General features: G+C 66.8%; 20 protein-coding genes. 16 read left to right on the forward strand and 4 right to left on the reverse strand.

The window, feature by feature from the left end:
* Positions 1-328: 328 nt before the first annotated feature.
* Positions 329-1,633 (forward strand): MFS family transporter, encoded by a 1,305-nt coding sequence (locus VSR34_RS32150; protein ID WP_028214173.1) that lies wholly within the window; start codon positions 329-331, stop codon positions 1,631-1,633.
* Positions 1,634-1,657: 24 nt separating this feature from the next.
* On the opposite strand, the gene VSR34_RS32155 is transcribed toward VSR34_RS32150, so the two are convergent.
* Positions 1,658-3,076, reverse strand: a complete 1,419-nt coding sequence (locus VSR34_RS32155; protein ID WP_342964516.1) for a PLP-dependent aminotransferase family protein — start codon at positions 3,074-3,076, stop codon at positions 1,658-1,660.
* A 120-nt stretch (positions 3,077-3,196) separates the two neighbouring features.
* On the opposite strand from VSR34_RS32155, the gene VSR34_RS32160 reads away from it, so the two are divergent.
* The 4 genes from VSR34_RS32160 to kch all read left to right on the forward strand — a co-directional run bounded on the left by VSR34_RS32160 (position 3,197) and on the right by kch (position 6,978).
* Entirely contained in the window at positions 3,197-4,120 is a 924-nt protein-coding gene (locus VSR34_RS32160; protein ID WP_342964517.1) for a DMT family transporter, read from the forward strand.
* Between the two features lie 108 nt (positions 4,121-4,228).
* Complete coding sequence (locus VSR34_RS32165) at positions 4,229-4,771, forward strand: GNAT family N-acetyltransferase (RefSeq protein ID WP_028214170.1); 543 nt, start codon at positions 4,229-4,231, stop codon at positions 4,769-4,771.
* A 141-nt stretch (positions 4,772-4,912) separates the two neighbouring features.
* Complete coding sequence (locus VSR34_RS32170; protein ID WP_342964518.1) at positions 4,913-5,800, forward strand: mechanosensitive ion channel family protein; 888 nt, start codon at positions 4,913-4,915, stop codon at positions 5,798-5,800.
* Complete coding sequence (kch, locus tag VSR34_RS32175; RefSeq protein WP_342964519.1) at positions 5,797-6,978, forward strand: voltage-gated potassium channel protein; 1,182 nt, start codon at positions 5,797-5,799, stop codon at positions 6,976-6,978. Before VSR34_RS32170 ends, kch begins: the two co-directional genes overlap by 4 nt.
* A 33-nt stretch (positions 6,979-7,011) precedes the next feature.
* Here kch and VSR34_RS32180 read toward each other — a convergent pair whose 3' ends face one another.
* Complete coding sequence (locus tag VSR34_RS32180) at positions 7,012-7,593, reverse strand: putative glycolipid-binding domain-containing protein (protein ID WP_028214167.1); 582 nt, start codon at positions 7,591-7,593, stop codon at positions 7,012-7,014.
* A gap of 281 nt (positions 7,594-7,874) precedes the next feature.
* On the opposite strand from VSR34_RS32180, the gene VSR34_RS32185 reads away from it, so the two are divergent.
* From VSR34_RS32185 to VSR34_RS32215, 7 genes are all read left to right on the forward strand, one after another.
* Complete coding sequence (locus tag VSR34_RS32185; protein WP_063625111.1) at positions 7,875-8,840, forward strand: urea transporter; 966 nt, start codon at positions 7,875-7,877, stop codon at positions 8,838-8,840.
* A gap of 10 nt (positions 8,841-8,850) precedes the next feature.
* Positions 8,851-9,627 carry a class II aldolase/adducin family protein gene (locus VSR34_RS32190; RefSeq protein ID WP_342964520.1) on the forward strand — a complete coding sequence of 259 codons (777 nt, stop codon included), beginning with the start codon at positions 8,851-8,853 and terminating at the stop codon, positions 9,625-9,627.
* A 45-nt stretch (positions 9,628-9,672) separates the two neighbouring features.
* The gene (locus tag VSR34_RS32195; protein ID WP_028214165.1) at positions 9,673-9,861 is read left to right on the forward strand and encodes a 4-oxalocrotonate tautomerase; all 189 of its coding nucleotides are present in this window, start codon (positions 9,673-9,675) and stop codon (positions 9,859-9,861) included.
* 400 nt (positions 9,862-10,261) lie between these two features.
* Entirely contained in the window at positions 10,262-11,701 is a 1,440-nt protein-coding gene (locus VSR34_RS32200) for a cytochrome ubiquinol oxidase subunit I (protein ID WP_028214164.1), read from the forward strand.
* 37 nt (positions 11,702-11,738) lie between these two features.
* Positions 11,739-12,743 (forward strand): cytochrome d ubiquinol oxidase subunit II, encoded by a 1,005-nt coding sequence (cydB, locus tag VSR34_RS32205; protein ID WP_167334433.1) that lies wholly within the window; start codon positions 11,739-11,741, stop codon positions 12,741-12,743.
* Positions 12,718-12,918, forward strand: coding sequence for a hypothetical protein (locus tag VSR34_RS32210; RefSeq protein ID WP_028214162.1), 201 nt, complete (start codon positions 12,718-12,720; stop codon positions 12,916-12,918). Before cydB ends, VSR34_RS32210 begins: the two co-directional genes overlap by 26 nt.
* A gap of 88 nt (positions 12,919-13,006) precedes the next feature.
* Positions 13,007-13,786, forward strand: coding sequence for a hypothetical protein (locus VSR34_RS32215; RefSeq protein WP_154671344.1), 780 nt, complete (start codon positions 13,007-13,009; stop codon positions 13,784-13,786).
* Between the two features lie 7 nt (positions 13,787-13,793).
* On the opposite strand, the gene VSR34_RS32220 is transcribed toward VSR34_RS32215, so the two are convergent.
* Positions 13,794-14,471, reverse strand: coding sequence for an isoprenylcysteine carboxylmethyltransferase family protein (locus VSR34_RS32220; protein ID WP_028214160.1), 678 nt, complete (start codon positions 14,469-14,471; stop codon positions 13,794-13,796).
* 96 nt (positions 14,472-14,567) lie between these two features.
* A complete protein-coding gene (locus VSR34_RS32225; protein ID WP_342964521.1) occupies positions 14,568-15,434 on the reverse strand; it encodes an arylamine N-acetyltransferase in 867 nt (288 codons plus the stop codon).
* Between the two features lie 305 nt (positions 15,435-15,739).
* On the opposite strand from VSR34_RS32225, the gene VSR34_RS32230 reads away from it, so the two are divergent.
* The 4 genes from VSR34_RS32230 to VSR34_RS32245 all read left to right on the forward strand — a co-directional run bounded on the left by VSR34_RS32230 (position 15,740) and on the right by VSR34_RS32245 (position 20,869).
* The gene (locus VSR34_RS32230; protein ID WP_342964522.1) at positions 15,740-17,254 is read left to right on the forward strand and encodes a carbohydrate porin; all 1,515 of its coding nucleotides are present in this window, start codon (positions 15,740-15,742) and stop codon (positions 17,252-17,254) included.
* A gap of 92 nt (positions 17,255-17,346) precedes the next feature.
* On the forward strand, positions 17,347-18,507 hold the full coding sequence (locus tag VSR34_RS32235) for a hypothetical protein (RefSeq protein WP_342964523.1): 1,161 nt from the start codon (positions 17,347-17,349) through the stop codon (positions 18,505-18,507).
* A 2-nt stretch (positions 18,508-18,509) separates the two neighbouring features.
* The gene (gene efeB / locus VSR34_RS32240; protein WP_342964524.1) at positions 18,510-19,817 is read left to right on the forward strand and encodes an iron uptake transporter deferrochelatase/peroxidase subunit; all 1,308 of its coding nucleotides are present in this window, start codon (positions 18,510-18,512) and stop codon (positions 19,815-19,817) included.
* 95 nt (positions 19,818-19,912) lie between these two features.
* On the forward strand, positions 19,913-20,869 hold the full coding sequence (locus VSR34_RS32245; protein ID WP_342964538.1) for an iron ABC transporter substrate-binding protein: 957 nt from the start codon (positions 19,913-19,915) through the stop codon (positions 20,867-20,869).
* Positions 20,870-20,883 lie beyond the last annotated feature (14 nt).

Consider the following 20,883-nt stretch of genomic DNA (forward strand, 5'->3'; position numbering starts at 1 on the left):
GAGGTGAATGGTGGCTGGCGCTGGCGGTTTGAGCGGCTTTCTTTTGCCTACTTTTCTTTGCCGCGGCAAAGAAAAGTAGGTGCCGCCCCGCAAAGGGGCAACGCTTGCATACCGACGCGAACACAAGGAAGGCCAAAAAAGCAAAGAACCACGACAAAGACAACTCCTCAGCGCTTTCCCTGACGCGCACCCCACACACACTTACAGTTAGCTAAAATGCGCGAGGCATCGCGCACCGGCACCGGCGGCGCGCGTTCGTGCTCGCGCGGCGGCCACGCCCCCCCCCCGTCGCTCCCCACAAAAAAACACACAAAGGAAACACTCCCCCATGGACGTCCAGAGCGACCAAGCCACGCTATCCGCGCAAGATACGAGGCGACGCGTTTTCGCCATCGTCGGCGCCTCGTCGGGCAATCTCGTCGAGTGGTTCGACTTCTACATTTACTCGTTCTGCGCGCTGTATTTCGCACCCGCCTTCTTCCCGAGCGGCAACACCACCACGCAACTCCTGAACACCGCCGGCGTATTCGCCGCCGGCTTTCTCATGCGACCGATCGGCGGCTGGCTGTTCGGCCGCATCGCCGACCGCCACGGCCGCCGCGCCGCGATGATGATCTCGGTGCTCATGATGTGCGGCGGCTCGCTCGTGATCGCCGCGCTGCCCACCTACGCGCAGATCGGCGCACTGGCCCCGCTGCTGCTTCTGGTCGCGCGCCTCTTTCAGGGGCTCTCGGTGGGCGGCGAGTACGGCACCAGCGCGACCTATATGAGCGAAGTCGCGCTCAAGGGCCGACGCGGCTTTTTCGCCTCGTTCCAGTACGTCACGCTGATCGGCGGGCAACTCTGCGCGCTCCTCGTGCTCGTGATCCTGCAGCAGACGCTCTCCACTGAAGAGCTGAAAGCGTGGGGCTGGCGCATTCCGTTCGTGGTCGGCGCGTGCGCCGCGCTGGTCTCGCTCTACCTGCGCAAGTCGCTCGACGAAACCTCGACGAGCGAGTCGCGCCGCAAGCGCGACGCGGGCACGATCCGCGGCGTGTGGCAGCACAAGGGCGCGTTCTTCACGGTGGTCGGGTTCACGGCGGGCGGCTCGCTGATCTTCTACACGTTCACGACCTACATGCAGAAGTACCTGGTCAACACGGCCGGCATGCACGCGAAAACCGCCAGCAACGTGATGACCTGCGCGCTGTTCGTCTACATGCTGATGCAACCGGTGTTCGGCGCGCTCTCCGACAAGATCGGCCGCCGCACGTCGATGATCCTCTTTGGTTCGCTTTCGGTGCTCGCCACCGTGCCGATCATGCACGCGCTCAAGGACGTCTCGAGCCCGGTGGCCGCGTTCGTGCTGATCATCGTCGCGCTTGCCATCGTCAGTTTCTACACGTCGATCAGCGGCCTCATCAAAGCCGAGATGTTCCCGCCCGAAGTGCGCGCGATGGGCGTCGGCCTCTCTTATGCGGTCGCCAACGCGCTGTTCGGCGGCTCGGCCGAGTACGTCGCGCTGTGGTTCAAGTCGGTCGGCAGCGAGACCACGTTCTACTGGTACGTCACGGCACTCTGCGCGGTCGCGCTCGTGGTGTCGTGCCGCATGCGCGATCCGGGCAAGGAAGGGTATCTGCGCCACGAGCCGTGATCCGGCGCTCGCGCAGCCGGTGTCTCACGCCGGCTGCGCCGCGCGCTCCATCGCACGCTGCAACGTCTCATAGACTTTCGGTCGATTGCACTGCGAAACGTTGAAACGCAGAAACGCGCCCGCGCCGCGCGACACGCTGAACACATTGCCGGGCGCGAGCACCACGCCGTCCGCCAGCGCCTCGCGCGCGATGCGGGCGGCGTCGAGCCCGTCCGGCAGCTGTGCCCACACGAAGAGTCCCGCCTGGGGTCGCGTCCACGCGGTCAGGCCCGCCGCCGAAAGCCGCCGCAGCGTCTCGCCCATGGCCTCGGCCAGCTTCGCGCGCAGGCCGTCCATGTGCCGCCGGTACGTGCCGTCCAGGAGCAGCCGGTGCACCAGCTCGGCCGCCATCTCCCCATTGCCGAACGAAACCGCCAGCTTGAGATCCACGAGCGGCTCGATCCAGTCCGCGCGCGCCGCAATGAAGCCGCAGCGCGCCGCGGCCGACATCGTCTTCGAGAAACTGCCGATCGTGACGACGCGCGCGAGCCCGTCGAAGGCCGCGAGACGCGGCGCGGGCTCGATCTCGAAGTCGGCGAAGATGTCGTCCTCGACGATCAGCAGGTCGTGCTCCTCCGCGAGCTTGAGCAGCCGATGCGCGACAGCGGGTGCGAGCACCGCGCCGGTCGGGTTGTGGATCGCCGAATTCGTGACGTAGAGGCGCGGTCGCGATTCGGTCAGCGTGCGCTCGAACGCGGCGAGATCCGGTCCCGCTGGCGTGTACGGCACGCCGACCACGCGCACGCGGTGCGCGCGCAGCAAGGCCTGGAAATTGAAATAGCACGGGTCGTCCACCAGCACGGTGTCGCCCGGCTCCAGCAGAAAGCGGCACACGAGGTCGAGCGCCTGGGTGCCGCCGTCGGTCAGCACGATCTGCTCGGGCGCGGCCTCTACGCCGTGCTGGCCAAGCCGCCAGGAGAGCTGCTGGCGCAGCGCGGACAGGCCAAGCGGCGAAGCGTAATCCGTGAGTTGCGCCCGCGGATCGCGCGCGATGGCGCGCAGTGCGCGCCGCACGGCGTCCTGCGGCAGCCACGAGGCGGGCAGCCACCCGCAGCCGGGCCGCAGCGCGCCAGGCTCGGTCTCGAGCGACTGGCGCGTGAGCCAAAGCGGGTCGATCTCGCGGTCGAGCTGCGGCCCGAGCGCGGCAAGCGTGAGCGGCGGCACGTGCCCGGCCACGAAAAACCCCGCCCCGCGCCGCGCGACGAGCACGCCTTCGGCGACGAGGCGCTCATAGGCGTCCACCACTGTCGAATTCGATACGCCAAGCTGCTCGCCCATCGCGCGGATGGACGGCACGCGCGCGCCCGCCGCCAGCGCTCGCGCGGCAACGCGCTCGCGCAGCGCGTGCATCACCTGCTCGACGCGCGTCATGGGCACGGGTTGCACCGCCGTTTTGCCATTCATCTGTACTGCTCCATGTTCAATACAGTTCGGACGAATTGTACTGATCTGTAGCTTACCTTCTGCTGGCGAGGCGCGCATCATCGATGCTGATTTCCCGCTGCCTTTTCCGGCTCACTACCCATGCGCAAAACGCTCGACTCCACCACCGACGGCTGGCTCTGCGGCCTCGCCGGCGTCCTCATCTTCAGCGGCTCGCTGCCCGCCACGCGGCTCGCCGTGCTCGGCCTCGACCCGCTCTTTATCACCGGGGCGCGCGCCACCATCGCGGGCGTGCTCGGCGCGCTGCTGCTTCTTGCGCTTCGCGCGGCGCGGCCCGCACGTGCCGAGGTCGGGCCGCTCGTCATCGTTGCGCTCGGCGTGGTCGTGGGTTTTCCGCTCCTCACCGCCCTCGCGCTTCAACACGTGAGTTCGGCTCACGCCATCGTGTTCGTCGGCTTGCTGCCGCTCGCCACGGCCGTGTTCGGTGTGCTGCGCGGCGGCGAGCGTCCGCAGGCCGCCTTCTGGCTCTTTTCCGCGGCGGGCAGCGCGGCCGTGGTGGCCTTCGCGATGCGCCACGGCATCGACGCCTCCCCGCTGGGCGACGCGCTGATGCTCGCTGCGATCGTCGTCTGCGGGCTCGGCTATGCGGAAGGCGCGCGCCTCTCGCGGCGCCTGGGCGGCTGGCAGGTGATCTGCTGGGCGCTCGTGATCTCGCTGCCCGTCATGGCGCCGCTCGCGTGGTGGCTGTGGCCCGCATCGCTCGCCGCCGTGGGCGCCGCCTCGTGGTGGGGGCTCGCCTATGTGTCGCTCTTCAGCATGCTGATCGGCTTCGTGTTCTGGTATCGCGGGCTCGCGCTCGGCGGAATCGCGGGCGTCGGGCAATTGCAACTGCTGCAGCCACTCTTCGGCTTCGTGCTCGCCGCGCTGCTGCTGCACGAAACCGTGCCGCCCGCGATGATCGCCGTCACCGCGGTCGTGATCGCGTGCGTGGCAGGGGCGCGACGCTTCGGGCGCGCGACGCCCACCTCCCCGGCCCGCAACGGCACGCAGACCCAGCGCGCATGACGACGGTTTGACGACTTGCGAGCCGCCTGTTTTTTGGCGCGCTTCAAAAGCGCGCCAGGGCGGGGCATAGTGCGAGTTGCCACTCTCCTTCGCGTCTTGCTCGAACCGATGAACCCACACTCCGCCGCGCCAGCGCATGTGCGCGACGCCACCACAGACGACTTTCCCGCCATCGCCGCGATCTACGCGCACCACGTGCTGCACGGCGCGGCCTCGTTCGAGGAAACGCCGCCCTCGCTCGACGAACTCCTGCGCCGTCATGCCGCCGTGCGCGAACACGGCCTGCCCTGGCTCGTCGCGGAGATCGACGGCCGCGTGGCGGGCTACTGCTACGCCACGCCTTACCGGCCGCGCCCGGCGTACCGCTTCACGGTCGAAGATTCGATCTACATCGACGAGGCCTTTCGCGGACGCGGTCTCGGACACACGCTCCTCGGCGCGCTGATCGATCGCTGCGAGGCGGGCCCGTGGCGGCAGATGATCGCCGTGGTCGCCGACCCGCGCGGCGGCTCGCTGAAGTTGCACGAGCGCCACGGCTTCGTGCTGACCGGCACGCTGCGCGGCGTCGGCTTCAAGCACGGCGAGTGGCGCGACACGGCGCTCATGCAGCGCACGCTCGGGCAAGGCGCGGACGCACCGCCCAAAGGCTGACACAGCGGCTGACACAGCGCCCGAAAACGCCCGGCGTTCGGGCGCGCGCGCGCCGCAAGTGAAACGCCGCTCGTACAATACGTCCTTTCGCAACGGAGCCGGGCCTCGTGCCGCCGCTCCGAAGACAAGGACTTTTCACCCATGCAATCCCTCCTCGTCCAGGTACACCCGTCGAACTGGAGCTTCCTGTGGGACGCGCTCGCCGCGCTCGCGCTGCGGCTGTGCGCGGCCGCCGCGATCCTGTGGATCGGCTGGTGGGTCTCGCGGCGCGTGGCCAACTGGATCGCGCGGCGCGGCGGCGGCATCGACCCCACGCTGCGCCCCATCGTGCGCGATACGGCCGTGTGGGGCGTGCGCCTCATCGCCGTGATCGGCGCGCTCTCGCAGATCGGCATCCAGACCGCCAGCATCGTCGCGGTGCTCGGCGCGGCCGGTCTCGCCATCGGCCTCGCGCTGCAAGGCACGCTCCAGAACATCGCGGCCGGCATCATGCTGTTGCTGCTGCGGCCCTTCAGGGTGGGCGACTATATCGACGGCGGCGGCGGGAGCGGCGTCGTCGCGGGCACCGTCGAGGAAGTGAATCTCTTCACCACGCGCCTCACGAAACCCGACGGCATCTGCGAATACGTGCCGAACGGCGCGCTGTGGAGCAATTCGATCCGCAATTACAGCCGCAATCCCACGCGGCGGCTCGACCTCGAAGTGGAAGTGTCGGTGCGCGACGACGTGAACCACGCGATCGACGCGCTGCGCGCGCTGGCCGCCGCCGACCCGCGCGTGCTGGCTTCGCCCGCGCCGCAGGTGATGGTGAGCCGCTTCGACGACAGCATCGCCGTGCTCAATGTCCGCGTGTGGTCGAACATCGACACGTTCTGGGAAATGCGCTGGGAGCTTTCCCGCAAGGTGCGTCAGACGCTCAATGACGCGCAATGCTCACTGCCGCTGCGCACGCGCGAGCTGCACATCGTGCAGACGCAAGCGGCCGATGCCGGACAAGACCAGCGACGGGTTCAGCAATCGCCGCAATGAAGGCGTTCGCGCGCCGCCTGCGCGGCTACGCCAGAGGACTCGTGCCGCACGGCTACCTGGCCTTGCTGATGGTGCTCGACGGCCTGTTGCTCGTGCGCCCCGTCGCACAGAAAGCGCTCGAACACGCGCGCGGCAACTGGTTCGACGACTGGATCACGCTCATCAACGCGTTCGGCGTGCTCGCCCTGCCGCAGGCGCTGGCCGCCACCGGCCTCACGATGATGTCATTCGGCATCGCGCTGCGGGCCCGCGTGGCGTGGGTGCTCTCGCTGGTGCTGCTAGCCGGCGCGGCCAGCATTTGCCTATGGGGCGACTATCGCAGCCACGCGCTCGCCGCCTTCTCGCTTGCAATCGCCTGCGCGCTCATCTATTACTGGCGCCGTTTCGATCGCGCGAGCGTCGCCGCGGGCTCCTTGTTCGCATTCCTGAGCATCGGCTCGTTGATCGTCTACGCGGTGTTCGGCGCACTGTATCTCGGCGACGACTTCGCACCGCCCATCCGCAACCTCGTCACGGCGTTTTATTTCTCGATCGTGTCGATGTCCACGGTCGGCTACGGCGATATCGTGCCGCACTCGGACACCGCGCGGCTGTTCACGGCTTCGGTCATCGTGCTGGGCATCACCGTGTTCGCGACCTCGATCAGCGCCGTGATCGGGCCCGTGATCGGCGGGCATCTGAAACGCATCGTGAAAGGAGGGATTTCCAACGTGACCCGCAAGAACCACTATCTGATCGTCGGCGCGTCGCCGCTCGCGCATAGCGTGTACGCGGGGCTCCTCAAGCGCGGCTATTCGGCAACCGTGATCGTCGCGCCCAATAGTCCCCACACTTATCCGAACGAGGCGGACCTCATCGTCGGCGATGCGAGCGACACCGCCACGCTGCACAACGCGGGCGCAGAGACGGCGCTCGCCGCGCTCGCGCTGCGCTCGGACGACGCGGAAAACGCCTTCGTGATACTCGCGATCAAGGAGATCGCGCCGAAGGTGCGCACCGTGGCGCTCGTGAACGACAGCCGCAACCTGCAGCGGCTGCGCCTTCTGCAACCCGACATGGTGTTTTCGCCGCAACTGCTCGCAGGCGAACTGCTCGCGCGCACGCTCAACAACGAGACCATCGACAACACGCTGATCGAGCAGTTGCTGTTCGGCAAGAGCACAGGCGCCGCGGCTTGACGTTTTGCGTCTTTCGTTTCTCCTGGCCCGGCCCTACCGCTGCGGCAACGGCAAGCGCCGGAACAGCGTGGGATAGTCGATGACGAGGCCGTCTTCGTCCACACGCAGATTTGCCGTGAAGTCGCGGAAAATGCCCTCGTAACGGTATTCCCGGTCGCGCTCGATGCAGACGTACGCCTGCTCGACGGGCCTCGGCTCCAGTTCGGGCGCGGCGATGTACACGACGCGGATCGGCTGTCGCTCGCCGCGTGCGAGGCCGAGGCGCCGGATGGGCAGCGTGTTCGTGAACGGCGTCGCGGCGATATCGATGTCGATGCAGCCTTCGAGCGCGTGCAGCACGCGCCCCTCGCCGTCTTGCCAGTGACCCTCGCCGTCGCCGTGAAGGACGAGCGAGCGGCCGCCCATCACGCGCAGCGCCGCCCAGCGCACGCGCCAGCGCGCATCGCACTCGATCGCGTAGCACAGGCCATAGGACTTGCCGTAGCGCTCGCCTGCGACCACGCTTTCGGCACGGATCGTGGCGCCTTTCTCGCCAGACTTCGGGCCGTAGTTCGCATCGAACGCCAGGTGCTCGATGCCCTCGCCCGTCTCGGATGCCCAACGCACTTCACGCATTGCTCGCCTCCTGTTCGGCGGAGTGGGTGCAAAGCCCTTCTCCGGCCCCATGCGGAGCTGTGGTAACAGTCATCGCCGCTTGCGTATCGTAACGCGGGTGCTCGCGAAGCGAATACGGCGTGGCCACCCGCATGGCCCGCGCGAAAAATATCGACTATCAACCTGCGAGCATGCCCGAGACCGCCTGCATCGCCTATGATCGCCACTCCGGCCGTCCGCGCGCGCCTCGACGGCTCAGGATCCGGCCTTATCCACCCATACCCGCAAGCCACGCGTTCGCGATGCCCGCCCGTTCTCCCGCCGATTCCGGCACCATCGCATCAGCGCAACCGGCCGACGCCGCCGGCAGCGCTTCGGGCGCGCTGTTGCGCAGCCTGGGCCAGGTCGTGCTGCAAGCGCATGCGGGAACGGGCGCGTGCCTGCTCGCGGCGCTCGCGCTCACCGACTTGCGGCTCGCCCTGGCCGCGCTGCTCGGCGCCGCCGCGGCCAACGTCTGCGCGCTCGTGGCGGGCCACGCGCAAGCGTCGATCCGCGACGGCCTCGCGGGCTACAACGGCGCGCTTGCCGCGCTCGCGGCGTACACCTTCGTCGGCGATGCGGGCACGGCGGCGGCCATCGCGCTCATGGCGGGCGGCGCGACTGCGTGGATCGCCGAGCCGCTGAGCCGGCACCTCCTGCGCGTGCGGCTCGCGCTCTATTCCGCGCCCTGCCTCGTTGCGACCTGGATCTGGCTGCCGCTGCATCCCGGCCCGGTAACCACCGCTGCAGCGAACGCCGCTGCACTGTCCGCCCCGGATGGCACGCTGCTCGTGCTCGCTACGCACGCCGCAGCCGGCGCATTGAGCGGCCTCGCGCAAACCACGTTCGCCTCGGGCGCGGCGGCCGGTCTGTGCGTGTTTGCGGGGATCGCGTGGTCGTCGCGGCGCGCGGCGGCTTATGCGCTCTGCGGCGCGGCGCTCGCAAGCGTCGTCGAACTCGCTTGCGGCACGACGCCGGACGCCGTCGGCGCGGGTCTCGCGGGCTTCAACGGCGCGCTCGCCGCACTCGCGCTCTGCGCGCTCGGCGCACGCGCCGCGATCTGTGCGACCATGCTCGCTGCGGCTCTGCATCTGGCCGCCGTGCGCTGCGGACTGCCCGCGCTGAGCGCGCCGTTCGTGCTGGCAAGCTGGTGCGCGCAAGCCGCGTCGCGCCGCTCGCGGCCCATGCGCGCGCCACTGAGGCCATCTGAAACGCCCATCGCCCGCTGAAGGAGTCGCCATGTCTTTCGCCCATCGCCCGACGAGCACCTGCGCCGAAACCGCGCCCCGCTCGGCCGCCGAGCAGCAGTTGCGCATCGATCTCGCCGCCGCTTACCGCCTCATCGCGCTCAACGGCTGGGACGACCTCATCTATACGCACGTCTCGGCTGCGGTGCCCGGCGAGCCCGGCCGTTTTCTCATCAATCCCTTCGGACTCGCCTTCGACGAAGTGCGCGCCTCGAATCTCGTGAAGATCGACACCGAAGGGCGCATTGTCGGCAAGAGCGAGCACCCCGTGAACGCGACCGGCTTCGCGCTGCACGCCGCGGTGCATCTCGCGCGGCCCGACGCCGTATGCGTGATGCATCTGCACAATACGGCGGGCATCGCGGTATCGATCCAGCGCGACGGCCTGCTGCCGGCCTCGCAGCACGCGCTGCGCTTTTACCGCCAGCTTGCGTGGCACGACTACGAAGGCCTCGCCTTCACGCCCGCCGAAGCTGCGCGCCTCACGGAGAGCCTCGGCGCACACCCGGCCATGCTGCTGCGCAATCACGGCACGCTCACGACCGGCCGCACGGTGGCCGAGGCCTATGTGCTGATGGCGACGCTCATCAAGGCCTGCGAAATCCAGCTGCAGGCGCAGGCCGGCGGCGTGCCGCTCGTCGTGCCGCCGGCCGGGGTCGCCGAACGCGCAGCGGAGCAGTTGCGCGACGGCGGCGCCGTCGAAGGCGCGCTCGAATGGCCAGCGCTCCTGCGCAAACTCGATCGCATCGATTCGTCGTATCTCGACTGAGGCCTCGTTTTTCATCGCCATCCCAACCTTGCCACGGAGACCCCCATGCCGACTTTCCATATCGAGATGTTCGAAGGCCGCAGCGTCGAGCAAAAACGCCAGCTCGCCGCGGCGTTGACCGAGACGACCTGCAAGGTGCTCGGCGTCGAGCCGCAATCCGTCGACATCGTCTTTCACGACGTGAAGCCGGAAAACTGGGCGACGGCCGGCAAGCTGTGGAGCGATCCGCGCTGACGCCTCGATTTCAATCGGATTCCTTATCTTTCCTTGCCGCGTTCGCAGCGCTCGCGCGGCAAGGCGCGCCTGAATTCCCACACGATAGCCTGGCGCCGCACGCCGAGGCCCATCGACGCACCCCGCTCCACCGCGCGGTCTATTGACGCAGCGAGCCATCCTTCTGCCGCCCCTCAGCGCAATGAACGTTTAATCTAAATTGATCGTTATCAATGCATTAGCGCATGTTTTAGTTTCATCGAGCTTGACCAGTGCGACATGCTGGCACACGTCGCAGTGCAGCAGAATCGCCGCGGTTCCCCTAGGCTTACGTCCATCGCACGCAGAGCCGCGCCCCGCTAAAGGCGCCTCGCGAAGATTTCACCAGCGTTACTCCGGTACGTAAGCAACAGGCACGCACATGCACACGTCACTTTCCGCCTTCGACCTGGCCCGGCTGCAGTTCGCCTTCACCGTCTCGTTCCATATCGTCTTTCCGGCGCTCTCCATCGGTCTTGCGAGCTTCATCGCCGTGCTCGAAGGCTGCTGGCTCAGAACGCGCCAGCCGTTCTACAAGGACCTTTGCCTCTTCTGGTCGAAGGTCTTCGCCGTCGCCTTCGGGATGGGCGTCGTTTCCGGCGTCGTCATGAGCTACGAGTTCGGCACGAACTGGGCGGGATTCTCGTCGTTCGCGGGCCCCGTCACCGGGCCGCTGCTCATGTACGAGGTCATGACCGCGTTCTTTCTCGAAGCGGGCTTCCTCGGCATCATGCTGTTCGGCTGGAACCGCGTGAGCCCGCGTGCCCACTTCGGCGCGACGCTGATGGTCGCCGTCGGCACGCTCATCTCCACATTCTGGATTCTCGCCTCGAATAGCTGGATGCAAACGCCACAAGGCTTCGAAATCATCGACGGCCGGGTCGTGCCGACTGACTGGTTCAAGATCATCTTCAATCCGTCGTTCCCGTACCGTCTCGCGCACATGGCGATCGCCGCGTTCATCGTGGCCGCGCTCGTCGTGGCCGCGAGCGGCGCGTGGCACCTGCTCAAGGGCCGGCGTGACCCCGCCATCAAGAAGATGTTTTCGATGGCGCTCGGCCTCCTGCTCGTGCTCGCGCCGGTGCAGGCCTTCGTCGGCGATGCGCACGGCTTGAACACGCGCGAATATCAGCCCGCGAAAATCGCCGCGATCGAAGGACTGTGGGACACCGTACAGGGCGGCACTGCGCTCAACCTCTTCGGCATTCCCGACATGCAGGCGGAAACGACGCGCTACGCGGTTTCCGTTCCGCACCTGGGCAGCCTGATCCTCACGCACAGCTGGGACGGCGAGATCAAGGGCCTCAAATCGTTTCCCGCCGACGAGCGGCCCAATTCGCTGATCCTGTTCTGGAGCTTCCGTGTCATGGTTGGCTTAGGTATCCTGATGATCGCGCTCGGCGTGACCGGCTGGGTGCTGCGCCGCCGCGGCACGCTCTACGAATCGCGCGGTTTCCAGCGCTTCGCACTCGCGATGGGGCCGACCGGCTTCATCACGCTGCTCGCGGGCTGGGTCACGACCGAAGCCGGCCGCCAGCCCTGGGTGATCTATGGCGTGATGCGCACGGCGCAAGCGGTGTCGCCGCTCACGGCGCAACAGGTGGGCGTTTCGCTGATGGCGTTCGTGGCCGTCTATTTCCTCGTGTTCGGCACGGGCATTTACTACCTGCTCAAGCTCCTTCGCACTGGCCCTGCGCTGCCCGGCGAGACGCCGCACGAGCCGCACGAGCCGCATGAACCGCGCCTTGCCCGCCCGGCGCTCGCCGCGAATCAGGCAGCACGCCGCCCCATGTCCGCCGCCGATCAGCTGATCGACGCCTGAGGCTCCCCGCATTCATCGTTACGAGGCTAGCAAGCAAATGGATGTCACCGTCATCTGGGCCGCGATCATTGCGCTCGGCGTTCTTCTCTATGTGGTGCTGGACGGCTTCGACCTCGGCATCGGCATCGTGTTTCCACTGTTCCCCGACGAGGAGGAACGCGACCTCATGATGAACACGGTCGCCCCCGTCTGGGACGGCAACGAGACCTGGCTCGTGCTCGGCGGCGCGGGGCTCTTCGCCGTGTTCCCGGTCGTCTATTCGACCGTGCTCTCCGCGCTCTACCTGCCGCTCGTTTTCATGCTCGCGTGCCTGATCTTCCGCGGCGTGTCGTTCGAGGTTCGCGCCAAGGCCAATCGTACGAAACATCTGTGGGATCTCGCGTTCATCGGCGGCTCCACGGGGGCGGCGTTTTTCCAGGGCATCGCGCTCGGCGCCTTCCTGCAAGGCATTCCGATCGACGACGGCCGCTTCGCCGGCGACGCCTTCGGCTGGCTCACGCCGTTCAGCCTGCTCTCGGGCTTCGGGCTCGTCGCGACCTATGCACTGCTCGGCTGCTGCTGGCTGGTGGCGAAAACCGAGGGCGACCTGCAACGCCGCCTGCACAAGCTCGTATGGCCGCTCACGGTCATGCTGCTCGGCTTCATCGCGCTCGTCAGCCTGTGGACGCCGCTGCAGGACCCGGCGATCGCAGAACGCTGGTTCGGCTCGGGTCTCTTCTGGCGGCTCGCGCCGGTGCCGCTGCTCGTGCTCGCGTGCGCCGCATGGATGCGCTGGGCCGTGCACGCGCGCCATCACAAGACGCCGTTCATCGCGGCCATCGGCCTCGTGCTGCTCGGCTACGCGGGCCTGCTCGTGAGCCTGTGGCCCTATGCGATTCCGCAAAGCCTCACGCTCTGGGAAGCGGCCGCGCCGCGCGAAAGCCAGGTGTTCACGCTAGCGGGCGCGGCGTTCATTCTGCCCGTCATCCTCGCGTACACGGCGCTCAGCTACTGGGTTTTCAGAGGGAAAGTGCGTCATGGCGACACCCATCACTACCACTAATGCGAAGCGCGGGCGCCTTCGCCGCTCGAGTCGATCCAGCCGCTCCAGCCGAGCCTTCCCTGGCTGGCTCTGGTTCGTACTTCTCTGGTGTGCGGGCGCCGGCGCGGCCGTCTCGCTCGGCTTCGCGTTCAAGGTCTTCATGAACCTCACGCTGTTCGCCGTCAACCAGGCGTAAAAGCGAACGGAACCTGGCGGCAGGCGCACCTTCGTTTCCGGCGTGCCGCGTTAGACTGTAGGCTCTCTGTTATCCGTGTCAAAAGTCCATGCAACAGATGACCTTCATGGAATGCGTCAAGCGCGCGTGGGCGAGCGCCTGGCAGGCCGCCGTGCAAATGCCGCTGCTCGTCGTGGGCACCTTCATCGCCTACGCGGTGCTCGGCTGGTTCGGGCTCGCCGGGCGGCCCGTGCCGGCCGAGGGCGTGGCTCCCTCGGGCGCGCTCATCGCGCTCGGCAATCTCGCTTCGCTTCTGAATTCACTGATCTACCTCTGGTTCACGCTCAAGATCTCGCGCTTCGTGCTGCTGGGCGAGCGCACCACGCCGCTCATGCCGGCGCGAGCGAGGCCGTTCCTGCGCATATTCGCGGTCGGCCTCATTCTGGCGGTCGCGCTCATCGGGTTCGCGCTCACGCTCTGGTTCGTGCTGCGGCCTCAATACCAGGGCGGCGCGGCGTTTCTCATGCTCGTGGTCATCGCGGCCTGGGTGTTCGTGGCCGTGCGCCTTTCGCTGCTTTTTCCGGCACTCGCGATCGGCAGCCCGATTGCCTTCGGCGCCGCCTGGCGCGATAGCCGCGGTCACTTCTGGAGCCTCTTTGGCGTGATATTCGTCGCCGCGCTGCCGGTTGCCGTGTGCGGCCTGCTCGTATTGATCGTCATGGGCCTCGCAGGCGTTTCCCCTGCGATCGTGCAGAAGCCCGGCTGGCTCACGGCGCTCGCGATCGGCCAGAGCATCGGCAATATCGTGTTCGCGCTGCTCACCACCACGGCGCTCGCCTGGCTTTATCGCCGTTACGCCGACGCCCTGGCCGCACCGGCCACGCCATAGCTGCGCACTACCACACGCCCGGCACGAAGCGGTAACGCACGCGGTCCAGATACGCGCGGTATCCGGGCAGGTTCTCCGCGAGCGTCTCTTCCTCGCGCACGGCGCGATAGCCGAGGCCCACGACCATGAACGGCACGCACGCGAGCCCCCACCACGATCCGAGCATGAGCGGCGTGCCAACGAGAAAGAGCAGCGCGAAGCCATACATCGGATGGCGCACGTAGCCATATGGGCCGCTGTCGCTGACCGTATGTCCGCGCTCGCGCTGGATCTTTACGACCGGCGCCGCATAGCGGTTCGCCGCGAAGACCGCACGCGTCGCATAGATATCGACGAAGATGGCGACGGCGCCCAGCACGCTTAGCCACAGCGGCACGCGCGACCAGCTCATGCGCACGGCGTCGATGCCCATCAGGCAAAGCCACGCGCAAAACCCCACGGACACGCACAGCATGAACACGCGGTCCCACGCCTGCTGCTCGCGTTGCGCAAGCGGCGCGAGGCGCTCGGCCAGCAAGCCGGGATCCTCGCGCGCGAGCCACAAGCCGATCCACACGCCGCAAGCGGCCCACTCGAGCAGCCAGAGCCAAGCCGCCGTCCACGCGATCGTGCCCGCGGAACCGAAGAGCAGCACGCCCATCAGCCCGAACCAGATCACGATTTTCACGATCAGCTTCGTCATCAGCGGTTTGGTCATCTGCGGCTCAGTCATGATGCCCTCCTTGCGCGGCGGCGCAGTGTGCGCTTCGCACGGTGCGCGACTGCTTGCGCTCGCTCGCGCTTATCCCTTCTCCATATGCGTCGACATGCGTGCGAAGAGCGCGTCGGCGTCCAGGCGCTGCGCCGCATCGCCACGCGCGCAGTCGATGCCGAAGCGCTCACGCAAGCATTGCGCGAGTTCCTCGCCATTGGCGATCGTACGTTCCTCGGTTACGCGGCCCTGGGCGTCGCGCTCGGTAAAGCGCTCGTTGAACAGGATCACCCGACCGCCTTCGCGCGCAATACACGCGATCACGCTGAACGTGAAGAACGAATCGGGCGAAGCGGACGTGTACCAGTTCGCCATTTCGTAATCGACCCACTCGGCAGGCGTCAATTCGAAGCGGTAAAGGTCGATCCATTCGTCGCCATCGTGCAACTGCAACTTGCGCTCGTTCGCCGACAACGTCACGAGCCGCGCCGGTTCATGCGGCGTTGGCTGTGGCGCGTCGGTCGAGAACGAAAGCGGTGCGCGCAGCGTCGCGGCGCCGAAGCCCACGTCGACGAGCCACGCGTCGCCTTGCGCCTCCACGCGCAGCAGCATATGCGTGCGCGGCGTACGCGCTTGCGGTTCACGTCCGTACAGCACACGTGCGGCGAGCGGTGTCACCGTAAAGCCCAATTGCATGAGCGCGTGCGCAAGCAACGTGTTGTGCTCGAAGCAGTAGCCGCCGCGACGCCGCGTCACGAGCTTCGCGACGATGTCCGGGAGCTTGATCGACACGCGCCGCCCCGCCAGCGGATCGAGATTCTCGAAAGGAATGGCGAGCGGGTGCAACCGGTGCAGTTCGCGCAGCACGGCGACTGTCGCGGCGCGCGGACCGTCATAACCGATGCGGGCGAAGTACGCGTCCAGATCGAGTTCCTGGCGAGTCGTGAGGTCGGTCATGGGCTCTTCTTGTTGACGAAATGATTGATGTGCATACGCTCCCGCCTTTGATGATAAGCGAGTCCGGCCATCTGATCGATTCGGCGGGACTGACTATCTGTAATGGCAAACCTCAGCAGAGAAAGCAACTTGAAAGAATATCGCCGCACCACGTAAGGCGATTGCGAATCATTCTCGTTTTTGTTGACGATCGCATTTTCTATCAGTACGATGGCGCCGTCTGGGATCTCGGGTATTCAGCGATTCGCGAATAGCAAACGCCAGCGCGACCGATCTAGCATTCATTTCAATAAGTAAGGAATCCGATGAAATTGAGCCGATCCGTCCAGGTCACTTCGCCGGCCTGCTCGCGCAGTGCGGCGCGCCGCCGTCCGGCGCCGCGGCGTGCGCCGGCGTTGCACGCCATCGCGGCGCTCGCCGCCAGCGCGACATTCGCCTGCGGTGCGGCGCATGCGCAAAGCAATGCCAACCCCGACGCCGCCCCTGAAGCGCCCGAGGCCGATCTCGCCATCCAGGCGCAGCCGTCGAACTTCTGGACCGGCTTCTGGACTCGCCAGACCATGCTCGGCGACATGGGCGGACTGCGGCCGTGGCTCGGCAAATACGGCGTGACCTTTCAGCTCACGGAGACGAGCGAATACCTCGCCAACCTGCGCGGCGGCCTCAAGACTGGCGGCGCATATGACGGCCTCACGACCGCGACCGTGCAGGTCGATACGAGCAAGGCGCTCGGCATTCCGGGAGGTCTCTTCAACGTGAGCGGCCTGCAGATTCACGGCACCAACCTGAGCACGTCGAACCTCGGCACGCTGAACACGGCGAGCGGCATCGAAGCCACGCCCACCACGCGCCTCTGGGAGCTGTGGTACCAGCAATCGTTCCTCGACAAGCGCCTTGACGTGAAGATCGGTCAGCAGAGTCTCGACCAGGAATTCATCACGAGCCAGTATGCGGCGCTCTTCATCAACACGATGTTCGGCTGGCCCGCGCTGCCTTCGTACGACATGCCCTCGGGCGGGCCGGCCTATCCGCTCGCGGGTCTCGGCGTGCGCGTGCGCGGGCAGATCACGCCATCGCTCACCGCGCTCGCGGGCGTGTTCGCTGGCGACCCGCTCGGCAACGACCCGAATAACCTTAGTGGTACGAACCTCAATCTTCGCAACGGCACGTTGTGGATTGGCGAGCTGCAGTACGCCATCAACCAGCCGTCCGAAGGCGAGCTCGTGAGCGCCGACGGTCGCGGCCTGCCGGGCACCTACAAGATTGGCTTCTGGTACAACAACAACCCGTTCGACGACCAGCGCCACGACAACACCGGCCTTTCGCTCGCGAATCCGGCCTCGACCGGCATTGCGGCGACACATCGTGGCAATTACAGCGTCTACGCGGTGGCCGACCAGATGATCTGGCGTCCCGATCCGGACGAACCGCGCAGCATCGGCGTGTTCGCGCGCGTGATGGGCGCGCCCGGCGACCGCAATCTGGTGAGCCTCGCGGCCAACCTCGGCATCGTCATGAAGGCGCCGTTCAAGGGCCGCGACAACGACAGCGTGGGCCTTGCCGCCACGTACATCAAGGTTGGCAACAACGTGCACAACCTCGACCTCGATCAGCGATTGTTTAGCGGCGGCCCTTACGGCGTGCGCACGCAGGAAACGGCACTCGAAGCCACCTATCAGTACCAGGTCACGCCGTGGTGGATTCTCCAGGCCGACGCGCAGTACACGTTCAACGCGGGCGCGGGCCAGAACCCGCAAGACCCGACGGCGCCGCTGCGCAACACGTTCGTGATCGGCGTGCGGACCAACATCACGTTTTAACCCGGGCAAGCGCTACCGGTCCATATCCACCCCAAGTCCTCGCGTATTTCCGCCGGCCTGCGCGCCGGATTCGCGAGGCACGGAGATTCAAAATGAAACATGCTACGCGCACGCTCCTGCGATGCACGGTCCACGCCGTCCGGTCCGCACTCGCGCTTGCCGCCGCAGCCGCGCTCGCCGGCGCGCCGCTCGCGGCCCACGCTGACCCGCAGGGCCTGCTCGAGACCGTCAAGCACCACACCACGCTCATCAACACCGTACCCGACAACGGCGACCAGAACCCGTATGCGATCGTCGTGGCGCCGGTCTCGTCCGGCACAGTGAAGCAAGGCGACGTGATGGTGGACAACTTCAACAACGCGTCGAACCTCCAGGGCACCGGCAGCACGATCGTCGACTATCGCCCGGACACGAAGCAGATGACGCTGTTCGCGACCATCCCGCGCGATCTCAAGGAATGCCCCGGCGGCGTGGGTCTCTCGACTGCGATGACGATGCTCAAGTCGGGCTGGATCATCGTAGGCAGCACGCCGAGCAACGACGGCACGACCAGCACCAAGGGCGCCGGCTGCCTGATCGTGCTCGACAGCAACGGCAGGATTGCGAAGACCATCAGCAGTCCGAATATCAACGATCCCTGGGGCAACATGGCCGTGCTGGACAACGGCGACCATGCCACGCTGTTCGTGAGCAATGCCGGCTTCGGCGTGGGCCGCGCGGATGGCAACCCGCCTGTGTTCAAGCAGGCGACGGTGCTGCGCCTCGACCTCGACATCCCGGGCGGCGAGGCGCCGGTCGTAAAGAGAGAAACCGTGGTGGCGAGCGGCTTTGGCGCGCAGGCAGACAAGGGCGTATTCCTCGTCGGCCCCACCGGCCTCGCGCTTTCGACGGACAACAAGCTGCTCTACGTGTCCGACGCGATCGGCAACCGCATCAACGTGATCGAAGATCCGCTCACGCGCGACACGAGTGCAGGTGTGGGCCGCCAGCTCACCGCCGACGGCCTGCTGCACCGCCCGCTCGCCATGATCGCCACGCCCCACGGTCACCTTTTAGTGACGAACGCGCTGAACGGCCAGGTCGTCGAGATCGACCCCGTGGCGGCCAAACAGCTTTACGCGCGCTGGCTCGATACCGACAAGGCGCAAAGCCCGCCGGGCAACGGCGACCTGTTCGGCATCGCGCTGACCCCGTCAGGCGACGGCTTCTACTACGTGGAAGACGACGTGAACACTCTCGTGCTGGCTCAATAAACATGTCCTCCGACGATACCCTCGACAACCCGTCGCGCCCCGCGCGGCGCGGCTTCCTGAAAGCTGGCGCAGCACTCGGGGCGAGCCTCGGCGCAGGCGCGGCCACGAGCGGCCTCGCCCAGGCCGCCGAGGCGAAGCATCACGCCATGCCCGTCGACCCGATGCTCGCCGTCGAGCCGTTCTACGGCGAGCACCAAGGCGGCATCGTGACGCCGCAGCAGGCGCACACCTATGTCGCGGCCTTCGACCTCACGACGACCTCGCGCGACGACGTCATCAACCTGCTGCGCAAGTGGACGCAATCCGCCGCGCGCATGAGCCAGGCGCAGCCCGCGGCATCGCTCGACGGTACGGGCGAAGATCATCCCGCGCCCGACTCCGGCGACGCGCTGGGCCTCGGCCCGGCCGGCCTCACGGTGACGTTCGGCTTCGGCCCCGGCCTCTTCACCTCGCAGGACAAGGACCGCTACGGTCTCGCACACAAGCGCCCTGCCGCGCTCGTCGATCTGCCGCGCTTCAACGGCGACCAGCTGATCGCGCAGAAAACCGGCGGCGATCTCTTCGTCCAGGCCTGCGCTAACGACGCGCAAGTTGCCTTCCACGCGGTGCGCCAGCTCGCGCGCCAAGGCTATGGAGTCCTGACGATGCGTTGGGGCCAGGCGGGCTTTCTCTCGGGCCCGCGCGCGCAGACGCCGCGCAATCTCATGGGCTTCAAGGACGGCACCAACAATCCGCCGACCGCGGATCCGAAAGCGATGAACCAGTTCGTTTGGGCCACCGCTGCCGACGCGCCGTGGATGCAGGGCGGCACCTATACGGTGGTGCGGCGCATCCGCATCACGCTGGAGCACTGGGACCAGATGGAGCCCGGTTTCCAGGAGCAGGTGTTCGGCCGCCACAAGTACAGCGGCGCGCCCATCGGCATGAAGAAGGAGTTCGACACCGTCGACCTCGACGCGAAAGACGAGGACGGCAATCTGCTGATTCCCGAGAACTCGCACGTGCGCCTCTCGAACCGCGCATCGAACAACGGCGCGCAGATCCTGCGCCGCTCGTACTCGTACAACGACAGCACGGACTTCTATATCGAGCGGTGGCCGCCGTGGCGCCAGGAAACCGAATACGACGCGGGCCTCATCTTCGTCGCGCACCAGAGCGACCCGCGCACGGGCTTCATTCCGATCAACGAGCGCCTCGCGAAGTTCGACATGATGAACCAGTTCACCACGCACGTGGGCAGCGCGATCTTCGCGTGCCCGCCGGGTGCGAAGCCGGGCTCGTTCATCGGTGCGGAGCTGTTCAGCGCTTGATATCGGTCGATAACATCGGATCTCTAATCAATATGAAACTTTCCTCGAAGCGCGCCGCGCTGCGCGCCGCCGCATTCTCGCTCGCCATCGCCGTCATGCTGCCGCCCGGCGCCCACGCCGCCTCAATCACGATCTACAACGCGCAGCACGAGCAGGTCGTGAACCAGCTCGCGAAGGACTTCGAGCAACAGACGGGCATTGGCGTGAAGATCCGCAGCGGCGAAGGCCCGGCACTCGCGGCGCAACTCGTCGCCGAAGGCACGAAGACGCCCGCCGACGTCTACTTCACCGAGAACTCGCCCGAGCTGATGCTGCTCGAGGAGAAGGGCCTGCTCTCGCCCGTGCAGCAAGCCACGCTCGCCGTCGTGCCCGCGCGCTACAACTCGCCGCAAGGACAGTGGGTGGGCGTGACCGCGCGCGAGAACGTGCTTGCGTACAACACCGCCAAGGTGCAAGCGGGGCAGTTGCCGCAATCGCTTCTCGATCTCGCGAAGCCGGAATGGAAGGGCAAGGTCGGCATCGCCCCGAGCGACGCCGACTTTCTGCCGGTCGTCGACGCCGTGCTCGCGATGAAGGGTGAGGCGGCGACGCTCGAATGGCTCAAGCGCCTGAAGACCAACGCGCAGATTTTCGACGACGACGAAGGCGTGGTCGCCGCCGTGAATCGCGGCGCCGTGGCGACGGGCATCATCAACAATTACTATTGGGCCCGCCTGCACGCCGAGCTAGGTGACCAGAAGACGCGCAGCGCCGTGGCGCACTTCGCCGATGGCGACGTGGGCGCGCTCGTGAACGTCTCGGGCGCGGCAGCGACGAAGTCGGCGCACAACGTGGACGGCGCGCAGAAGTTTCTCGCCTACCTCGTGAGCGAGCGCGCGCAGAAGCTCATGGCGCAGGACCACATCAGCTTCGAATATCCGTTGCGGCCCGGCGTGGCGAGCGATCCCATCAACAAGCCGTTCGACCAGCTGAAGCCGCCCGCACTGACCATCCAGCAGCTAGGCGACGACAGCCAGGCGGGCAAGCTGCTGCGTCAGGCAGGCCTGCTTTAATCACCACGGAGTCC

Source organism: Paraburkholderia sp. JHI2823 (assembly GCF_038900695.1).
In the GTDB taxonomy this organism is placed as follows: domain Bacteria; phylum Pseudomonadota; class Gammaproteobacteria; order Burkholderiales; family Burkholderiaceae; genus Paraburkholderia; species Paraburkholderia mimosarum.